Genomic DNA, 14,878 nt, shown 5'->3' with positions numbered 1-14,878 from the left:
CCTCGCCTCGTTGACAGCACACGCCGGGGTTCGTTCCCGGCAATGGGCGCACCAGCCCATGGATGTGTGTGTGATGGCGTGCCGCGGCAGTTCTCGCGGCAGGCCGGCGCCTGTCAGGGAATGTCTATGCCGGCACCACTCAGTGCCGAGCGAATGCCCCCGCCGAAGAATTCGGACAGGTGTGATGGGTAAGTTGCGAGGCGCTGATGACCGCGCCGGAACTCCGTGTCCGCATGAGCAGCGTCGCTGGCTCGGCTCCCCGTGATTGCCCCATGGCAATGAGGTCGTGCCGGTCTGGCATGCGTGAATCTCCCCCGCGTCGTGCTGTCGCCACCCCCGCGACCAACAATAACTTCAGCACTTTGCACGTGCGTTTCGGCAGTGTACCTCTCCCGGCCGACTGGAATTCGACCGGTCACCGTCAGGTCCCCAGCGTACGCGGCGACCTGACAGCGCCTCGGCTCGGCGGGCGGGCGCCGGGCGGCTCAGTGGTCCGTGGGGAGGCCGGGCAGCAGCCTGGCGGCCACGGCCTGGGCGACCTCCGCGCGCTGGTCGCTGAGGTAGAAGTGGCCGCCCGGGAAGGTCAGCAGCTCGAACGGACCGGTCGTGTGCTTCTCCCACGCCTCGGCCTCGTCCCGGTCCACCCTGGGGTCGGCGTCTCCTGTGATCATGGTCACGGGGCACGCCAGCGGCGGTCCGGGCTGGTAGACATAGGTTTCGGCTGCCGTGTAGTCGCCGCGCAGGGCGGGCAGGACCATGCGCCGCATCTCCTCGTCCTCGAGGAGCCGGGTGTCGGTTCCGCTGAGTTCCGCCAGCTCGGCGATGAGGCCCGCGTCGTCACGCAGGTGCACGTCCTCGTGGCGGGAGCGGGACGGCGCGCGCCGGCCGGAGACGAACAGGTGCGTCGGCGGGGTGTCCTGCTCCTCAAGGCGGCGGGCCACCTCGAACGCCAGGGTCGCGCCCATGCTGTGACCGAACAGGGCGAGGGGCTGACCGATGTACGGCCGCAGCTCCTCAAGCACACGGTCCGCGAGTTCCCTCAAGTCCACGATGCAGGGCTCGAGGCGCCGGTCCTGACGTCCCGGGTACTGGATGGCCAGCATCTCCACGGCGGACGGCAGCAATCGCGAGAACGGGTGGTAGAAACTCGCCGAGCCTCCGGCGTGCGGGAGACAAACCAGGCGAACATCGCCGGAAGACATGGAGCCAAATCCCTGTATCCAGGCGCTTTTTCGGGCGTCGTTAGCGGGCATCTGGCTTCTCTTCCTCCAAGCTGGGCTGAGTCGGTAGCCTACGAAAACCCGTCAGGAAGCTTCAATGTCGACCCGATCACAGAAGGCAAGTCGCCTAGAGAAGTACTGACGTATGGTGGGGCCGTTGGCACGGATCGGCATGCGTCGCGCGGCGACCCTCCGACCCGCTCCCCCGGCCAGCCTTCACTCTGCGTATTCCTACGCATTCTTCCCGCAATTATCTGGTCCCTCATCACCAAGCCGTGATCTGCGGCGCGTTGGAGTTCCCTATGCTGCGATGCGATTACATCGTCCCCGGCCAGTTGCCCGAGAACCAGTCTGGCCGCTTCGTCCTCGGGGAGGTCACATACGGACTGGAGGGCTCGAATCCGCTTGTGCTCGAGGGCGTGCCGGTGCTCCCCACGCACATGGCGGCCGACGAGACGGAGGTCCGCACCGAGCGGTGGACGGTGGACCAGCCCGTCCGCACGGGCACCGAGAACGGCCTGGTGTACGGGTATACCGACGACTATCTGTTCTGCGCCGGCTACATACCCGGGCAGGACACGTACACCGATGCGACCCGAGCCGCCTACACGGCGGTCTTCGAGCTGGTCGAGCGGCTCGGTTACCCCAGCATCTTCCGGATGTGGAATCTCATCGGCCGGATCAATGAGCCGAACGCCGAGGGGCTCGAGATCTACCAGGACTTCTGCCGGGGCCGCGCCGAGGCGTTCGAGAGCTACGCGGCCGAGGGCCGGGACATGCCCTCGGCCACCGGCATCGGCTCCCGCGGGGAGGGCGTCGCCTTCTACTTCCTGGCCTCCCGGACCGGAGCCCGGGTCAACATCGAGAACACCCGCCAGATCCCGGCCTACAACTACCCGGAGCAGTACGGGCCGAAGTCGCCGAGCTTCGCCCGGGCCACCCATCTGACGCCGCGTGACGCCGAGGCCGGTGCGGCGCACCTCTACGTCTCCGGCACCGCGGCCATCCTCGGCCACCAGACGGTCCACTCCGACAGCATCGACAAGCAGTGCCGGGTGGCGCTGGAGAACATCGAGCACCTCATCGGCGACCGGAACCTCCAGGAGCACGGCATCGCCCGGGGCCATGAGCTGTCCGACCTGACCCAGGTGAAGGTCTACGTCCGGCACCTGGACGACATGCCGCAGGTCCGCGAGGCGTGCCAGGATGCCTTCCCGGACCCGGTCGACATCGCCTACTTCAACGTCGACATCTGCCGCGCCGACCTCCTCGTCGAGATCGAGGGCATCATCGCGTAGTGCCCGCGGCCCGGGTAGGCGGCCTGTCCGCCCGGACCCCTGCCGGTCTCCCGGAGAGAGAAATCCGCCGGCTGTCAACCGGATGGAGCATCAGGGCGACGCAGTCACCTGGGAGAACACACCATGGGGAGGGTTCCCCCCTCCCCAAGATCCTCCCCATGCTCCAGGGCCCCGCCGAGTCCCCGACAGTGGACACCGGCGGGGCCGTCATGCCACCCCTTACCGCTCGCGAAGGCCGTGGCTGTCCGAAGTCCCCCATTGCCGACCGCGAGCCCGCCGCACGCGGGGCCGGCGCTGACCACCAGGCTGGCCACCGCCGCGTCAGGGGTACCAGCCTCACCTCCTCGAGCGATGGCCGCGAGCCGCTCGACAGTAGAGAACCGCCAACTGCGAAGCCCGTGTCGGGCCGACCCGGCATCCGTGCCGAGGTCGTCGCCGGGTGGCATCCGGTAGGTGCCGCGGCCCGGAGCTTGGGGGGGTGCCTGCCCCTATCTCTTTGGTCAAGCTGTCTGGGCCTCCCGTCGCCCATGGCGGTGTCAGCCCGGTGCGATAGTTGCCGTCGCAGATGAATAGGGTGCTAGCCGCAGGGGGTATGAGTGGAACGGATCACTGAGGACCAGGTCGCACGGCTGGCCAGCTTCGTGTCGGCACGCATCCCCGAAACCGCTCCGCTTCAAGGCGAAGCCCGCCGCACGGCCGCAGCCCTGCGCCTGGCCGCGAACAAACAGATCGCGGCGGTGATCTTCCACCGAAACTCTCCGGCTGAGCACTCAGGGGAGACGGAGCTGCATGCAACCGCCTCGTGGAACCTGCTGGTCGCCTTGGCTGGAATCTGGCACGACCACCCGGACTTCCCCGCTGACGCCGCCGTAGAGACTTTCGATTTCGACTGCGAGTCGCCCCTCTCGACGTCCATGCAGCGCGACTCGTGAGCGATCTCATGCCACTGCGGTAGGCCGGGACTCGTAGAAGGTTCCGTCGCGGAGCATTGCGAAGAGGACGTCGGCCCGGCGTCGGGCGAGGCAGAGCAGGGCCTGGGTGTGGTGTTTACCTTGGGCGATCTTCTTGTCGTAGTAGGCCCTGGATGCCGGGTCGCCCAGGGCGGCGAACGCGTGAGAGGAAGAAGGCCCGTTTGAGCTGCTTGTTTCCTCTGCGGGACGGTTGTTCGCCGCGGATCGAGGAGCCCGAGCTGCGGGTTGCCGGGGCGAGTCCGGCGTAGGCGGCGAGGTGGCCGGCGGTCGGGAAGGTGCCGACGCCAGGGGCGGGCAGGAGTTGAGTCAACGGTCAACCAGCCGTGGACGCGGAGCCTCACCCGTGGATTCCGCGTCGGTGCCGTCGGTGCCGTCGGTACCGACCGGGCCGCGGGGAAGCATCCGGTCCAGCCACCTCGGCAGCCACCAGTTGGTCCGGCCGAGGAGTGTCATGGTCGCCGGTACCAGCACCATGCGTACGACCGTGGCGTCGATGAAGATCGCGGTGGCCAGGCCGAGCCCGAACATTTTGGTGGAGGGGTCCTCGGCGACGGCGAAGGACAGGAAGACCGCCACCATGATGAGGGCGGCCGAGGTGATGATCCGGGCGGTGCCCGAGACGCCCTCGACGATCGCCGTGCCGTTGTCGCCGGTGCGCAGGTACTCCTCGCGTACGCGGGAGAGGAGGAACACCTCGTAGTCCATCGACAGGCCGAACAGGATGGCGAAGAGGAACATCGGGATGAACGACACGATCGGAACCGTCGCTTCCAGCCCGATGAGTGCGCCTCCCCAGCCCCACTGGAAGACCGCGACCATGATGCCGTAGGCCGCGCCGATACTCAGCAGATTCAGCAGTACCGCCTTGAGCGGTACGACTATCGAGCGGAAGACCAGCATCAGCAGCAGGAACGACATCGCCAGCACGGCAGCGACGAACACCGGCAGGCGTTGGCTGGTGCGTTGGCCCACATCGGACAGGCTCGCGGCGGCGCCGCCGACGTGGGCCCTGGCCGGGCCGTGCCCGATCGCCGTGGGCAGCACGTCGGTGCGCAGCCGGGCGATGGTGTCGGCCGTGGCCTTGTCCTGAGGGCTGCTGGTCGGGAACACCACGAGGGTCGCGATGCCGGTGACCCGATCGATGTGCGTCGGCGCGACGGATGCGATGCCCGGATCCGCCGCGGCCGCCCCGACGAGTCGGTCCAGCACTCCCGGATCACCGGCGGGGTCCGCGGCGATGACGAGGGGACCGTTGGTGCCCGGGCCGAACCCCTCGGCGACGAGGTCGTAGGCGCGGCGCTCGGTACGGCTGTGGGGCAGTGAGCCGTCGTCGGGCAGGCCGACGCGCAGGCCGAGCACGGGCAGCGTCGCGGTCAGCAACAGCCCCGCCGCGCCGATCGCGTACAGCACCGGGTGCCGGCTGACGTGCCCGATCCAGCGCCGCCACCCGGCGGCGGGGGCGGCGTCCGCCGCCGGGTCCCGCCGCCGTGCGAGTCGGCCCAGCTTCCTGGTCTGCAGAGCCCGGCCGATCCGGCCGGCCCGGGCCAGGCGTGGGCCGGCGGCGCCGAGGAAGGCCGGCAGCAGCGTCACCGACGCGACCACCATGGTCAGAACGACGATCGAGACGGCGAGCCCGCCCACCGTCATGAACGGCACGTTCGCGACCGCCAGGCCGAGGATCGATACGATGACGACGCCGCCGGCGAAGACCACGGGCCTCCCCGCCGTGGCCACCGCTCGCCCCGCCGCCTCGTGGGGATCGAGCCCGCGCGCGAGGTACTCCCGGTGCCTGGCGAGCACGAACAGCGCGTAGTCGATGCCCACTCCGAGCCCGACCATGCTGCCCAGGACGGGGGCGAAGGTCGGGACATCCGTCACCCCCGCCAGTACCGTCATCGTGGCAACTCCGATGGTCAGCCCGAAGACCGCCATGCCGATCGGCAGCGCGGCGGCGACGAGCGAACCGAACGCCAGGAACAGGATCGCGGCCGCGGCGAGGATGCCGATCAGCTCGCTTGCGCCGCCGTCGGGGTCGGAGAAGGCGTAAAAGAGGCTCCCGCCCATCTCGATGCGCAGGGGCAGTTCGGCGCGCAGCCGGTCGCCGAGATCGACGAGGGCGTCGAGGTCTTCGGCCGACAGCCGGCTCTGGTCGGGGTACTGCACCCGGACGACCGCGATCCGCCCGTCGGCCGAGACAAGGCCGCCGCGCACGGCGGTGTCCCCGCGTGCGTCGAGTGCCCCCGCCGGGTCGCTCGTGCCGAGCACGTGCGGCAGCCGCTGCACCTCGGTCTGCAGCCGCGTGAGAGCGGTGCGCGCGCTGCCGTGGTCGAAGAACGTCGCACCGTCGTCGAGGGGGGCGACGACGACTTGGGCGGTCATCCCCTCCTGGCCCGTGCCGGCCCGCTCGATCAGTTGCGCGGCCCGTTGGGAGTCCAGTCCCGGAGCGGTCATCGAGTCCGCGGTCCGCCCGCCGATGGCGATCGCGGCGAGGACGGCAAGCGTGGCGGCGATCAGCCATGCCGCGATCACCCGCCAGGGATGGCGGGCGGCGCTTGCGCCCAGGCGCAACAGGGCTTTCGAGAGCATCGGGTCCTCCAACCACCTCGTCGGCCGTCCTTGTACGGCCGCCGATGCCGAGGCTCGTCGCCACGGCGCTCCGCGGCATCGGCCCGCGGGCCGCGGATCCGTCGGCCCCAGGGCGGAGCGACGAACCGTCCTTTCGGCCGATGCGCGGCACGCCGCGGTCCCTAGGCTGAGAAGCGTGCTCCGAGACGACCTGCGAACCCTGTGGACCGAACCCCGGCCGCCCGCCCCTCCGGCCCGGGTGTGGCGGGACTGGGGGGTGCTCGCCGCGGGCCTGGGCGGTGTGGTGCTGGAGGCCATCCTGCGCGAGAACGTCGTGTGGCGGCCGGTGGCGGTGGTGTTCACCGTATGGCTGTGCCTGCTGCCCCTGTGGCGCCGGACCCGCCCGCTGGCGATGGTCACGCTGGCGTTCGGCTCGGTGATCCTGCTCCAGGTGGCCTCGCTGGTCGCCGCTCCGCGCGAGCCCGTCGGCCTGTACACCGGCGCGGTCGTGCTCGTGCTGGTGTACGCGCTGCCCCGGTGGGGATCGGGACGGGAGATCGGGCTGGGCGGCGCGGTGATCCTCGCGGCCGGCGCGCTGTGTTCCGTCACGGACGAGACGCCGGTCGTCGAGAACGTCGTGGGCTTCGTCTTCCTGCTGCTGCCCGGCGTGTTCGGGGCTGCCGTGCGGTTCTGGGTGACCGCTCGCGAGCGGCAGTTGGAGCAAGTGCGGTCCCGCGAGCGCGAGCAGCTCGCCCGGGAACTGCACGACACGGTGGCCCACCACGTGTCGGCCATGGTGATCATCGCCCAGGCGGGCGGGGTGCTCGCGGGCGCCGACCCGTCCGCCGCCGTCAAGGCGCTGGAGGGGGTCGAGGAGGAAGGGGCGCGCACGCTGGAGGAAATGCGCGCCATGGTCGCCACGCTGCGCGACCGCGGGGTCGGCGCCGAGCTGGCGCCCCCTGCCGGAGTCGCGGATCTGGAGCGCCTGGTGCGCACCCCGGGTGGTCGCCTCAGGGTCGACCTGGGGCTCGACGGCGAACTGGACACGTTGCCCCCGGCCGTGGACGCGGCCGTCTACCGGATCGTGCAGGAGTCGGTGACCAACGCGCTGCGCCATGCGGTCGACGCGACCGAGCTCGTCGTTCGGGTCGCCGCGGAACGGCACACGGTACGGGTGAGCGTGCGCGACAACGGCCGGCGCACCGGCCGGGGTCGCGACGGATACGGACTTACCGGACTGCGCGAGCGCGCGACGCTGCTCGGCGGCACACTACGAGCCGGCCCGGGTACCGACCGGGGCTGGCATGTCGAAGCCGAACTGCCGAGAGCGAGGAGCGAGAACGGTGTCCATTCGCGTCCTCGTCGCTGACGACCAGACGATCATCCGCACCGGGTTGCGGATCATGCTGAACGCCCAGCCCGACATCGAGGTGGTCGGCGAGGCCGCCGACGGGCGGGAAGCGGTGCGCCTGGCCCGCGGACTACGCCCCGACGTCTGCCTGTTCGACATCCGCATGCCCGTGCTCGACGGGCTAGAGGCCACCCGGCTGGTCGCCGGCCCGGGCGTCGCCGACCCGCTGGCCGTGGTCGTCATCACCACGTTCGACCTCGACGAGTACGTCTACGGCTCACTGCGTGCCGGCGCCCGCGGATTCCTCCTCAAGGACACGGGACCGGACCTTCTGGCGCAGGCCGTACGGTCGGCGTCCGACGGTGAAGCGCTGATCGCGCCCAGCGTCACCGTCCGTCTGCTCCAGGCATTCGCGGACCTGCCCGCCGGCCGGCCCGTGGCCCAGCCGGTCTCCCCCGTCACCGCCCGCGAGGAACAGGTGCTCCTCGCCGTCGCTCGCGGGCTGACCAACACCGAGATCGCCGATGCGCTGCACATCAGCCTCAGCACGGTGAAGACGCATCTGGCCAGCCTGATGGCCAAACTCGGCGCCCGCAACCGGGTCGAGATCGCGATGTGGGCCTACGAAACGCGCCGTATCCTCCCCGGAACCTGAGCCGGGTGCCGGGCCATGTCCCATGAGTCCCCGCCCGGACGTCAGTGCACCGGTCGGCTCACGTCGGCTCCACGTGCCTCACCCGCCCCAGAGCGTGACGTACCAGGAGGCCGGAACTGGGACGGTGAGACACCCGATACGACAAGACTCCCGTCAGCTACCTCGCCAGTCTCCACCTGCACGCCTCGATGATCTGGATCAAAGACCTCACCAGGACCACCGGATGATCACGACTCGATGCGCGCGCTAGGAGCGGGTCCCGCACAGTTCCTGACCCACGAGTGTGATCATGGCCTGCTGGGTGTCCTGGCCGCCGTCACTGGTGACGTACACCACGGCGGTCCGGGTCCCGTCTCGGGTGGCGCCAGCCCAGGTGACATAGCCGAGGAGTTCGCCTCGGTGGCCGAAGTAGCTGCCGCCACAGGGCAACGGAATCTCGGCAAGACCGAGTCCATACCTCACGCCCAGCTCGGGCGCGCGCATGGTGGTCGTCATCTCGTCGAGCTGCGCCGGAGCCAGCAGACGGCCGCCGAGCAGCGCGGCGTAGAACCGGTTCAGGTCGTGCGCAGTGCTGATGATCGAGCCGGAGCCGACGGCCATACTCGAGTTGAGCTCCGTGACGTCGATGCCGGTGTCGGTGCCGAACGCGGCGTAGCTCTCGGCGTGCGGGCCCAGGATGGACGGGAAGACGCCGGGCGTACTGGTGCCCCTCAGGTCCAGGGGGCGGATGATCCGGTCCTTCACCTCCCGTGCCCAACTCCTGCCGGTGACCTTGTGGATGATCATTGCGGCGAGAACGTAGTTGGTGTTGGAGTACGACCAGTCAGTGCCCGGGGAGAACTTGGAAGGATGCTGCATCGCCAGCCTTACCAACTCCTCGGGGGTGTACGTGCGGAACCGTTCGACCCGGTAGCCTTCCGCACTGGTCAACGCGGGTATCTGCGGCCCGACATCAGTGATGCCGCTGGTGTGCTGCAGCAGTTGCCGCACGGTGATCTGGCTGCCGTCGTTGCCGTTGCCCCGGACCACTCCCGGCAGCCACCGCTCGACGGTGTCCTCCAGGGACATTCGCCCCTCGCCGACGAGTTGGAGCACAACAGTGGCGGTGAAGGTCTTGGTGGCACTGCCGATCCGATACCTGCCGTCCCGCGGCATCGGCCTCCTTGAGTTCATCGCGGCCGTCCCGGCGTACGCGCTGTGGCGTGCGTCCGGTGACATCACCTCGGCCTGCACACCGACGGTCCCGGTGTCGTGGATCGCCTCCACCTGCTGTTGGAGCGGATCGGCCGACCGCGGCTTCGCCGACGCCGTGGGCGCGGTCGATGCGACGAGGACGGCTGTGGCCAGGCTGGTCAGGACGAGCAGGCCTCGCCGACGCCTTCTTAACCCATGCATGACGACCCCTTCTCTGCGTTCAGGTTGCGCGCGCGTTCAGGAACCGCTCAGGCTGTGGCCCGCGACGGAGTTGCCCCGGAGGCGGCGGTCGGTGACCATCCCACCAGCGGAGGGGGGGATCGGCCTATCCGGCTTTCCCCCTGACGTACCGATGTGCTGTCGTCAGGGCGGTGCCGGGGGTTACCCCCCTAAAACCCTCCCCAAGGTCCGGCTCGGTCCGGTTCCAACCGGGACGGAGCGGGGTCCTGGCGAAGCGCCTCCGGCGTGCGCAACTTGCCGAAAAGGGCTTGCCCGACCGGGAGCCCTACCAGCAGAGGCGAATCAGCGCAGCGCTCTGAACTGGGAGAACGCTCCCTACGGGGCGCGTTCGAACCTCCTGAGACCCGCCCGAGAGTCCTGAGCCCCTGCCGGTCTCCTGGAGCGGAGAATCCGCCGGCAGTGTTAACCGGATGTTAGCTCTCGCTCCGGAGTCTGTACGGGAGCCGGCCCGAAACCGGAGGCTGCGGGCTGCGGCACCGCTTCCGCGCACCGCTCGCGGAGGCCGGGCCGCGTCCCGCACGTCGAAGGAGGGCCCCGTGACCGTGTCCACACCCCCCGCCGCGCCGAGCAGCCGCACGCCCTGGAAGGCCGTGATCGGCGGCTCGGTCGGCAATCTCGTCGAGTGGTTCGACTGGTTCGTCTACGCCAGCTTCGCGACCTACTTCGCCGGCGCCTTCTTCCCCAAGGGGGATGCCACCGCCCAGCTGCTCAACACCGCCGGCATCTTCGCCGTCGGCTTCTTCATGCGCCCGGTCGGCGGCTGGCTGCTGGGCCGCTACGCCGACCGGCGCGGCCGCAAGGCGGCGCTCACCCTCACCGTCACCCTGATGTCGGCGAGCGCCCTGCTGATCGCCGTCGCGCCGACGTACGACCAGGTCGGCTACGCCGGCGCGGCCGTGCTCCTGGTGGCCCGACTGCTCCAGGGCCTCTCCGTCGGGGGTGAGTACGCCGCCAGCGCCACCTATCTGACCGAGGCGTCCAACCCCGGCCGGCGCGGCTTCGTCGCCAGCTTCCAGTACGTCTCCATGACCATGGGTCAGCTGTGCGGGCTCGGCCTGCAGATCCTGCTCCAGCACACCATGTCGGACGACGCGCTGCACTCCTGGGGCTGGCGCATCCCGTTCCTCGTCGGCACCGTCGGCGCGGCCGTCGTCTTCTGGCTGCGGCGCAACCTGCTGGAGACGGAGGCGTACGAGGCGGCCGAGGGCACCGGGGAGGGCAGGGACACCGAGGGCCACGAGCGCGGCACCATCCGCCAGCTGCTCCAGCACCGCAGGGAGTTCGCGCTGGTGATGGCGCTGACGATGGGCGGCACGGTCGCGTACTACACGTACACCACCTATCTGACCAAGTACCTGTCGAACACCGCCGGGATGAGCAAGTCCGACGCCTCGCTGGTCAGCTTCTGCGCGCTGTTCCTGTTCATGCTGCTCCAGCCGCTGGCCGGGGCGCTGTCCGACCGGGTGGGGCGCCGCCCGCTGCTGATCAGCTTCGGCGTCGGCTCGATGCTGGGCACCGTGCCCATCATGAGCACCCTCTCCGACACCAGCTCCTTCGGCGGGGCGCTGCTGCTCTCGCTGGCCGCGCTGGTGATCATCACCGGCTACACCTCGATCAACGCGGTGGTGAAGGCCGAGCTGTTCCCCACCCATGTCCGGGCGCTGGGCGTGGCGCTGCCGTACGCGCTCGCCAACGCGCTGTTCGGCGGCACGGCGGAGTACGTGGCCCTCTGGTTCAAGAACGCGGGCGCCGAGTCCGGCTTCTACTGGTACGTGTCCGGCTGCGCCGCCGTCTCGCTGGTCGTCTACGCGACCATGCGGGAGACCCGGGACGCCGCCCTGACCCCGGACCGGCCGGTGGAGGCGGCCCCCGAGGTGAGCCCGAAGACCCCTGTCTGACCTGGGCCGGACCCACTTACCCTTACCGCCATGCACATTCTCCTGGTCGAGGACGACGACCGGCTGGCGGCCGCCCTGACCGCGTCGCTCGCCCGCCACGGCCACCAGGTGGTCCGCGCCGGGCGGGCCGACGACGCGCTGCGGCTGAAGGACGGCGCCGACTTCGTCCTGCTCGACCTGGGGCTGCCCGACATGGACGGCCTGGAGGCGCTGCGGCGGCTGCGGCGGGTCTCCGCGGTGCCGGTCATCGTCGTCACCGCGCGGACCGAGGAGCGCGACGTGCTCCGCGGGCTGCGCGGCGGCGCCGACGACTATCTGGTCAAGCCCTTCCGTACCGCCGAGCTGATCGCCCGCATGGAGGCGGTGGTGCGGCGCGGCACCCGGCCGCTCGCCGCCCCGGGTCCGGTGGTGGTGACGGCCGCGGGCGGGGTCCGGATCGACCTGTCCACGCGGCGCTTGGAGGTGGCGGGCCGGCCGGTGGAGCTGACCCGCCGGGAGTTCGAGGTGCTGGCGCTGCTCGCCCGGGAGCCGGGTGTGGTGCGCGGCCGGGAGGAGATCCTGGACGCGGTGTGGGGCGATGTGCTGCTGTCGGCCTCCCGCTCGCTGGACGTCCACATCGCCGGTATCCGCGCCAAGACCGGCCGCCCCGGTCTGATCGAGACGCTGCGCGGCACGGGCTACCGGCTGGCGGTGGGCTCGGTTTCGGCTCCGGAGCCGAAACCGAAGCCACGGCCGAAGCCGGAGACGGCGGGGCCGGCGCCGGCCGGCCCCACGGCGACCACGCCCATGGATCCGGAGACCGGGACGGCGGGCGGATGCGGCTGCGCATCCTGAGCGTCTACGCGGTGCTGGTCGCCTGCCTGGTCACCGCGCTCGCCGTGCCGTTCGCCCTCGCGTACTCCTCGCACCGCACCGGGCAGCTGCTGCTGGAGCGCCGGGCGGACGCCACCCGGTTCGCGGAACTCGCCGACCAGGCGATCCGCGACGGGGACACCACGGGCCTCGCCCTGGAGGTGCGGCGCTACACCGAGCTCTACGGCACCCCGGTGGAGATCCGCGACCGTGACGGCGCCCCGGTCACGGGCGACGGCGCCTGGGACGAGGCGGCCGCCCGGCGGGCGCTGTCGGGCCGCACCACCGGAAGCCTGCCGCTGGTCACCCCCTTCGGCCCGGATGCGGCGGTGGTCGCGGAGCCGGCCGGGCGGGACGCCCAGGTGTCGGGAGTGGTGGTGATGCGGGTGGCGACCGCGACCGCCCGGCACGAGGTGACGCTGGTCTGGGCGGCCATCGCGGCGGGCTCGGTGGTCGCGGTGGGCTGCGCGCTGTTCGCGGCGCGGCGGCTCGCCCGGTGGATCCTGCGGCCGGTCACCGAGCTCGACGCCACCACCCGCGCCATCGCCGAGGGCCGGATGGACGCGCGGGTCGGCGCCGCCGACCACGGCCCCGCCGAGCTGCGGCTGCTGGAGCGCCGCTTCAACGCGATGGCCGACGCCGTCTCCGCCGCCCTGGACCGGCAGCGCGCCTTCGTCGCGGACGCCTCGCACGAGCTGCGCACCCCGCTGACGGTGCTCTCGCTGCGGCTGGAGAACCTGGAGCCGCATCTGCGCCCCTCCGGCGAGGCCGACTTCGCCGAGGCGTCGGCGGAGGTCGACCGCCTCGCCCGACTGATGGAGGACCTCCTCACCCTGGCCCGGGTCGAGTCCGACGCCACCGCCCCTGAGCCGATCGCGGCGACGGAGCTGCCACGGCGACTGGAGAGCTGGCGGGAGGTGTACGCGGCGCGCGGTCTGACGCTGGAGGTGGCGGTGGAGACCGGGGAGGCGATGCGCTCCCCGGGCGACGCCCCGTCCACCGCGGCGCCACCGGCGCTGCCCGCCGCGGCCGCCAGGATCGCCGACATCGCGCTCGACAACGCGGCGAAGTTCGTCCCGCCCGGCGGGACGGTCACCGTCTCGCTGCGCGAGGGGGTGCTGCGGATCGCCGACGACGGGCCGGGGCTCGACGCCGAACAGCGGTCGGCGGCCCTCGGCCGCTTCTGGCGCTCCCCCGGCCACGGCAACGTCCCGGGCAGCGGCCTGGGTCTGGCGATCGCGGCCGAGCTGGCCCGCTCCAGCGACTCCACCCTCACCCTGCTCCCCGCCCACCCGCACGGCCTGGTGGTGGAACTGCGGCCCCACGGGCCCAGACCCGGTCCACCGCGGCCACGGCGCTAGCAGCCGCCCGGCGCCCCCGGCCCCACGACCAAGGCTTCCCGGCAGCGGACCTGGTGCGGAACCGCAGCCCGACCCTCACAGGCCCCTCAACCGTGCACGGAGCGCTAGCAGCCGCCCGGCGACCCCCGCCACTTCGCTCCCCCTCCACGGAGCGGTAGTAGCCGGCCGGCGACCCCGCCACTTCGCCCACGACCACGACGACCTCCCGGCAGCGACCTGGCGCCGGCCGCCGCGACCCGACCCTCACAGGCCACCTCAACCGTGCACGGAGCGGTAGTAGCCGGCCGCGCCGGGGTGGAGTGGGACGGTGCCGGTGCCGATCGCGTAGCGCTCGTCGAGGCGGCTGCCGGGGGCGTCCGGGACGGGGAGCCGGTCCCGGCGTGCGAACAGCACACCGGTGACGGCACGGACCACGTCGTCCGGCAGATCGGTGCGGCAGACGAGGTAGCTGGGGGTGGCCACGGTGGGGGTGGGGCCGGGCTGGTCGTAGACGCCGGCAGGGATGGCGACACCCTCGTAGACGGGGCCGTACGTCCGGCGCAGCGCCGGCGCCAGGTCGCCGAGGGGGACCAGTCGTACGGGGGTGCGTCGGGCGAGGTCGGCGATGGCCTGGGTGGGCGCGCCGCCGGACCAGAAGAAGGCCGCGACGTCGCCGGAGCGCAGTGCCGTCACGGAGGCGCCGAGCCCCAGCCGCACGCCCCGGTCGGTGTCCACCCCGGCGGTCTCCAACACCCGCTCGGCGGTCACCGAGGTGCCGGACTCGGCGGCGCCGATCGAGACGGTGTGGCCGACGAGCTGGGCGGGCGTGCGGATCGCGGAGCGCGCGGGGACCACGAGGTGGAGGTAGTTGAGGTAGAGCCGGGCGAGCGCGGCGACCGGCAGCCGCCGGGGGAAGACCCCGTGTCCGGCGGCGGCGTCCGCGGCGCTGTCCGCGAGGCTGAGGGCGAGGTCGGCGCGTCCGTCGCCGAGCAGCCGCAGGTTCTCCACGCTGGCCGCGGTGGTCAGCACCCGCACCCCGAGGTGTGCGTGCGAGCTGCGCACCTCGTCGGCGAGTCTGCTACCGAAGATCGCGTACGGCCCGCCGCGGGGGCCCGTCGCCAGTCGGACCGCTCCGTGCGGCCCCGACTCCGTGCACCCGGTGAGCGCGCCGCCCGCCAGGAGGGTGCCCAGGGGGAGAGCCAGGAGGCCGCGGCGTGGGAGGGCTGACACGGGGACATCGTAGAACCCCGCGTCGGCGGGCCCAGGCGTGGCCGCGGCCGCGCCGGTCGCCGCG

The 14,878-nt window shown here is 71.5% G+C and carries 10 protein-coding genes and 2 pseudogenes; 7 read left to right on the top strand and 5 right to left on the bottom strand.

Translation table 11 applies throughout. The annotated features are described in order from the left end of the window. Positions 1-485: 485 nt before the first annotated feature. The gene (locus LRS74_RS30915) at positions 486-1,202 is read right to left on the bottom strand and encodes an alpha/beta fold hydrolase (RefSeq protein ID WP_277744098.1); all 717 of its coding nucleotides are present in this window, start codon (positions 1,200-1,202) and stop codon (positions 486-488) included. Between the two features lie 320 nt (positions 1,203-1,522). Here LRS74_RS30915 and LRS74_RS30910 point away from each other — a divergent pair, with 320 nt between their 5' ends. Together LRS74_RS30910 and LRS74_RS30905 are read left to right on the top strand one after the other, a co-directional pair. Next, the gene (locus LRS74_RS30910; protein WP_277744097.1) at positions 1,523-2,518 is read left to right on the top strand and encodes an FkbO/Hyg5 family chorismatase; all 996 of its coding nucleotides are present in this window, start codon (positions 1,523-1,525) and stop codon (positions 2,516-2,518) included. Between the two features lie 596 nt (positions 2,519-3,114). Then, positions 3,115-3,450, top strand: a complete 336-nt coding sequence (locus tag LRS74_RS30905) for a hypothetical protein (RefSeq protein WP_277744096.1) — start codon at positions 3,115-3,117, stop codon at positions 3,448-3,450. A gap of 6 nt (positions 3,451-3,456) precedes the next feature. Here the strand turns inward: LRS74_RS30905 and LRS74_RS30900 are convergent. After that, a pseudogene (locus tag LRS74_RS30900) lies at positions 3,457-3,763 on the bottom strand (transposase); the annotation flags it as partial. Positions 3,764-3,795: 32 nt separating this feature from the next. Beyond that, entirely contained in the window at positions 3,796-6,075 is a 2,280-nt protein-coding gene (locus LRS74_RS30895; protein ID WP_277744095.1) for an MMPL family transporter, read from the bottom strand. 175 nt (positions 6,076-6,250) lie between these two features. On the opposite strand from LRS74_RS30895, the gene LRS74_RS30890 reads away from it, so the two are divergent. Beyond that, positions 6,251-7,423: a histidine kinase gene (locus LRS74_RS30890; RefSeq protein WP_277744094.1), complete on the top strand. Its 1,173-nt coding sequence runs from the start codon at positions 6,251-6,253 to the stop codon at positions 7,421-7,423. Next, complete coding sequence (locus LRS74_RS30885; protein WP_277744093.1) at positions 7,398-8,060, top strand: response regulator transcription factor; 663 nt, start codon at positions 7,398-7,400, stop codon at positions 8,058-8,060. Before LRS74_RS30890 ends, LRS74_RS30885 begins: the two co-directional genes overlap by 26 nt. A gap of 246 nt (positions 8,061-8,306) precedes the next feature. On the opposite strand, the gene LRS74_RS30880 is transcribed toward LRS74_RS30885, so the two are convergent. Beyond that, positions 8,307-9,455, bottom strand: coding sequence for a serine hydrolase domain-containing protein (locus LRS74_RS30880; RefSeq protein ID WP_277744091.1), 1,149 nt, complete (start codon positions 9,453-9,455; stop codon positions 8,307-8,309). A 581-nt stretch (positions 9,456-10,036) separates the two neighbouring features. Between LRS74_RS30880 and LRS74_RS30875 the strand changes: the two genes are divergently transcribed. The 3 genes and pseudogenes from LRS74_RS30875 to LRS74_RS30865 all read left to right on the top strand — a co-directional run bounded on the left by LRS74_RS30875 (position 10,037) and on the right by LRS74_RS30865 (position 13,605). Then, the gene (locus tag LRS74_RS30875; RefSeq protein ID WP_277745007.1) at positions 10,037-11,392 is read left to right on the top strand and encodes an MFS transporter; all 1,356 of its coding nucleotides are present in this window, start codon (positions 10,037-10,039) and stop codon (positions 11,390-11,392) included. A 30-nt stretch (positions 11,393-11,422) separates the two neighbouring features. Then, positions 11,423-12,079: pseudogene (locus LRS74_RS30870) on the top strand (response regulator transcription factor); the annotation flags it as partial. 128 nt (positions 12,080-12,207) lie between these two features. After that, complete coding sequence (locus LRS74_RS30865; protein ID WP_277744090.1) at positions 12,208-13,605, top strand: HAMP domain-containing sensor histidine kinase; 1,398 nt, start codon at positions 12,208-12,210, stop codon at positions 13,603-13,605. A 255-nt stretch (positions 13,606-13,860) separates the two neighbouring features. On the opposite strand, the gene LRS74_RS30860 is transcribed toward LRS74_RS30865, so the two are convergent. Continuing rightward, positions 13,861-14,814 (bottom strand): TAXI family TRAP transporter solute-binding subunit, encoded by a 954-nt coding sequence (locus tag LRS74_RS30860; protein WP_277744089.1) that lies wholly within the window; start codon positions 14,812-14,814, stop codon positions 13,861-13,863. Positions 14,815-14,878: the final 64 nt, after the last annotated feature.

The organism is Streptomyces sp. LX-29 (assembly GCF_029541745.1).
Taxonomy (GTDB): Bacteria; Actinomycetota; Actinomycetes; order Streptomycetales; family Streptomycetaceae; genus Streptomyces.
This window is presented reverse-complemented; position numbering and strand designations above follow the sequence as displayed.

Coding starts and splice junctions, on each gene's coding strand:
- LRS74_RS30915 (WP_277744098.1), bottom strand. CDS start 1,202: ATGTCTTCCGGCGATGTTCGCCTGGTTTGTCTCCCGCACGCCGGAGGC.
- LRS74_RS30910 (WP_277744097.1), top strand. CDS start 1,523: ATGCTGCGATGCGATTACATCGTCCCCGGCCAGTTGCCCGAGAACCAG.
- LRS74_RS30895 (WP_277744095.1), bottom strand. CDS start 6,075: ATGCTCTCGAAAGCCCTGTTGCGCCTGGGCGCAAGCGCCGCCCGCCAT.
- LRS74_RS30865 (WP_277744090.1), top strand. CDS start 12,208: ATGCGGCTGCGCATCCTGAGCGTCTACGCGGTGCTGGTCGCCTGCCTG.
- LRS74_RS30880 (WP_277744091.1), bottom strand. CDS start 9,455: ATGCATGGGTTAAGAAGGCGTCGGCGAGGCCTGCTCGTCCTGACCAGC.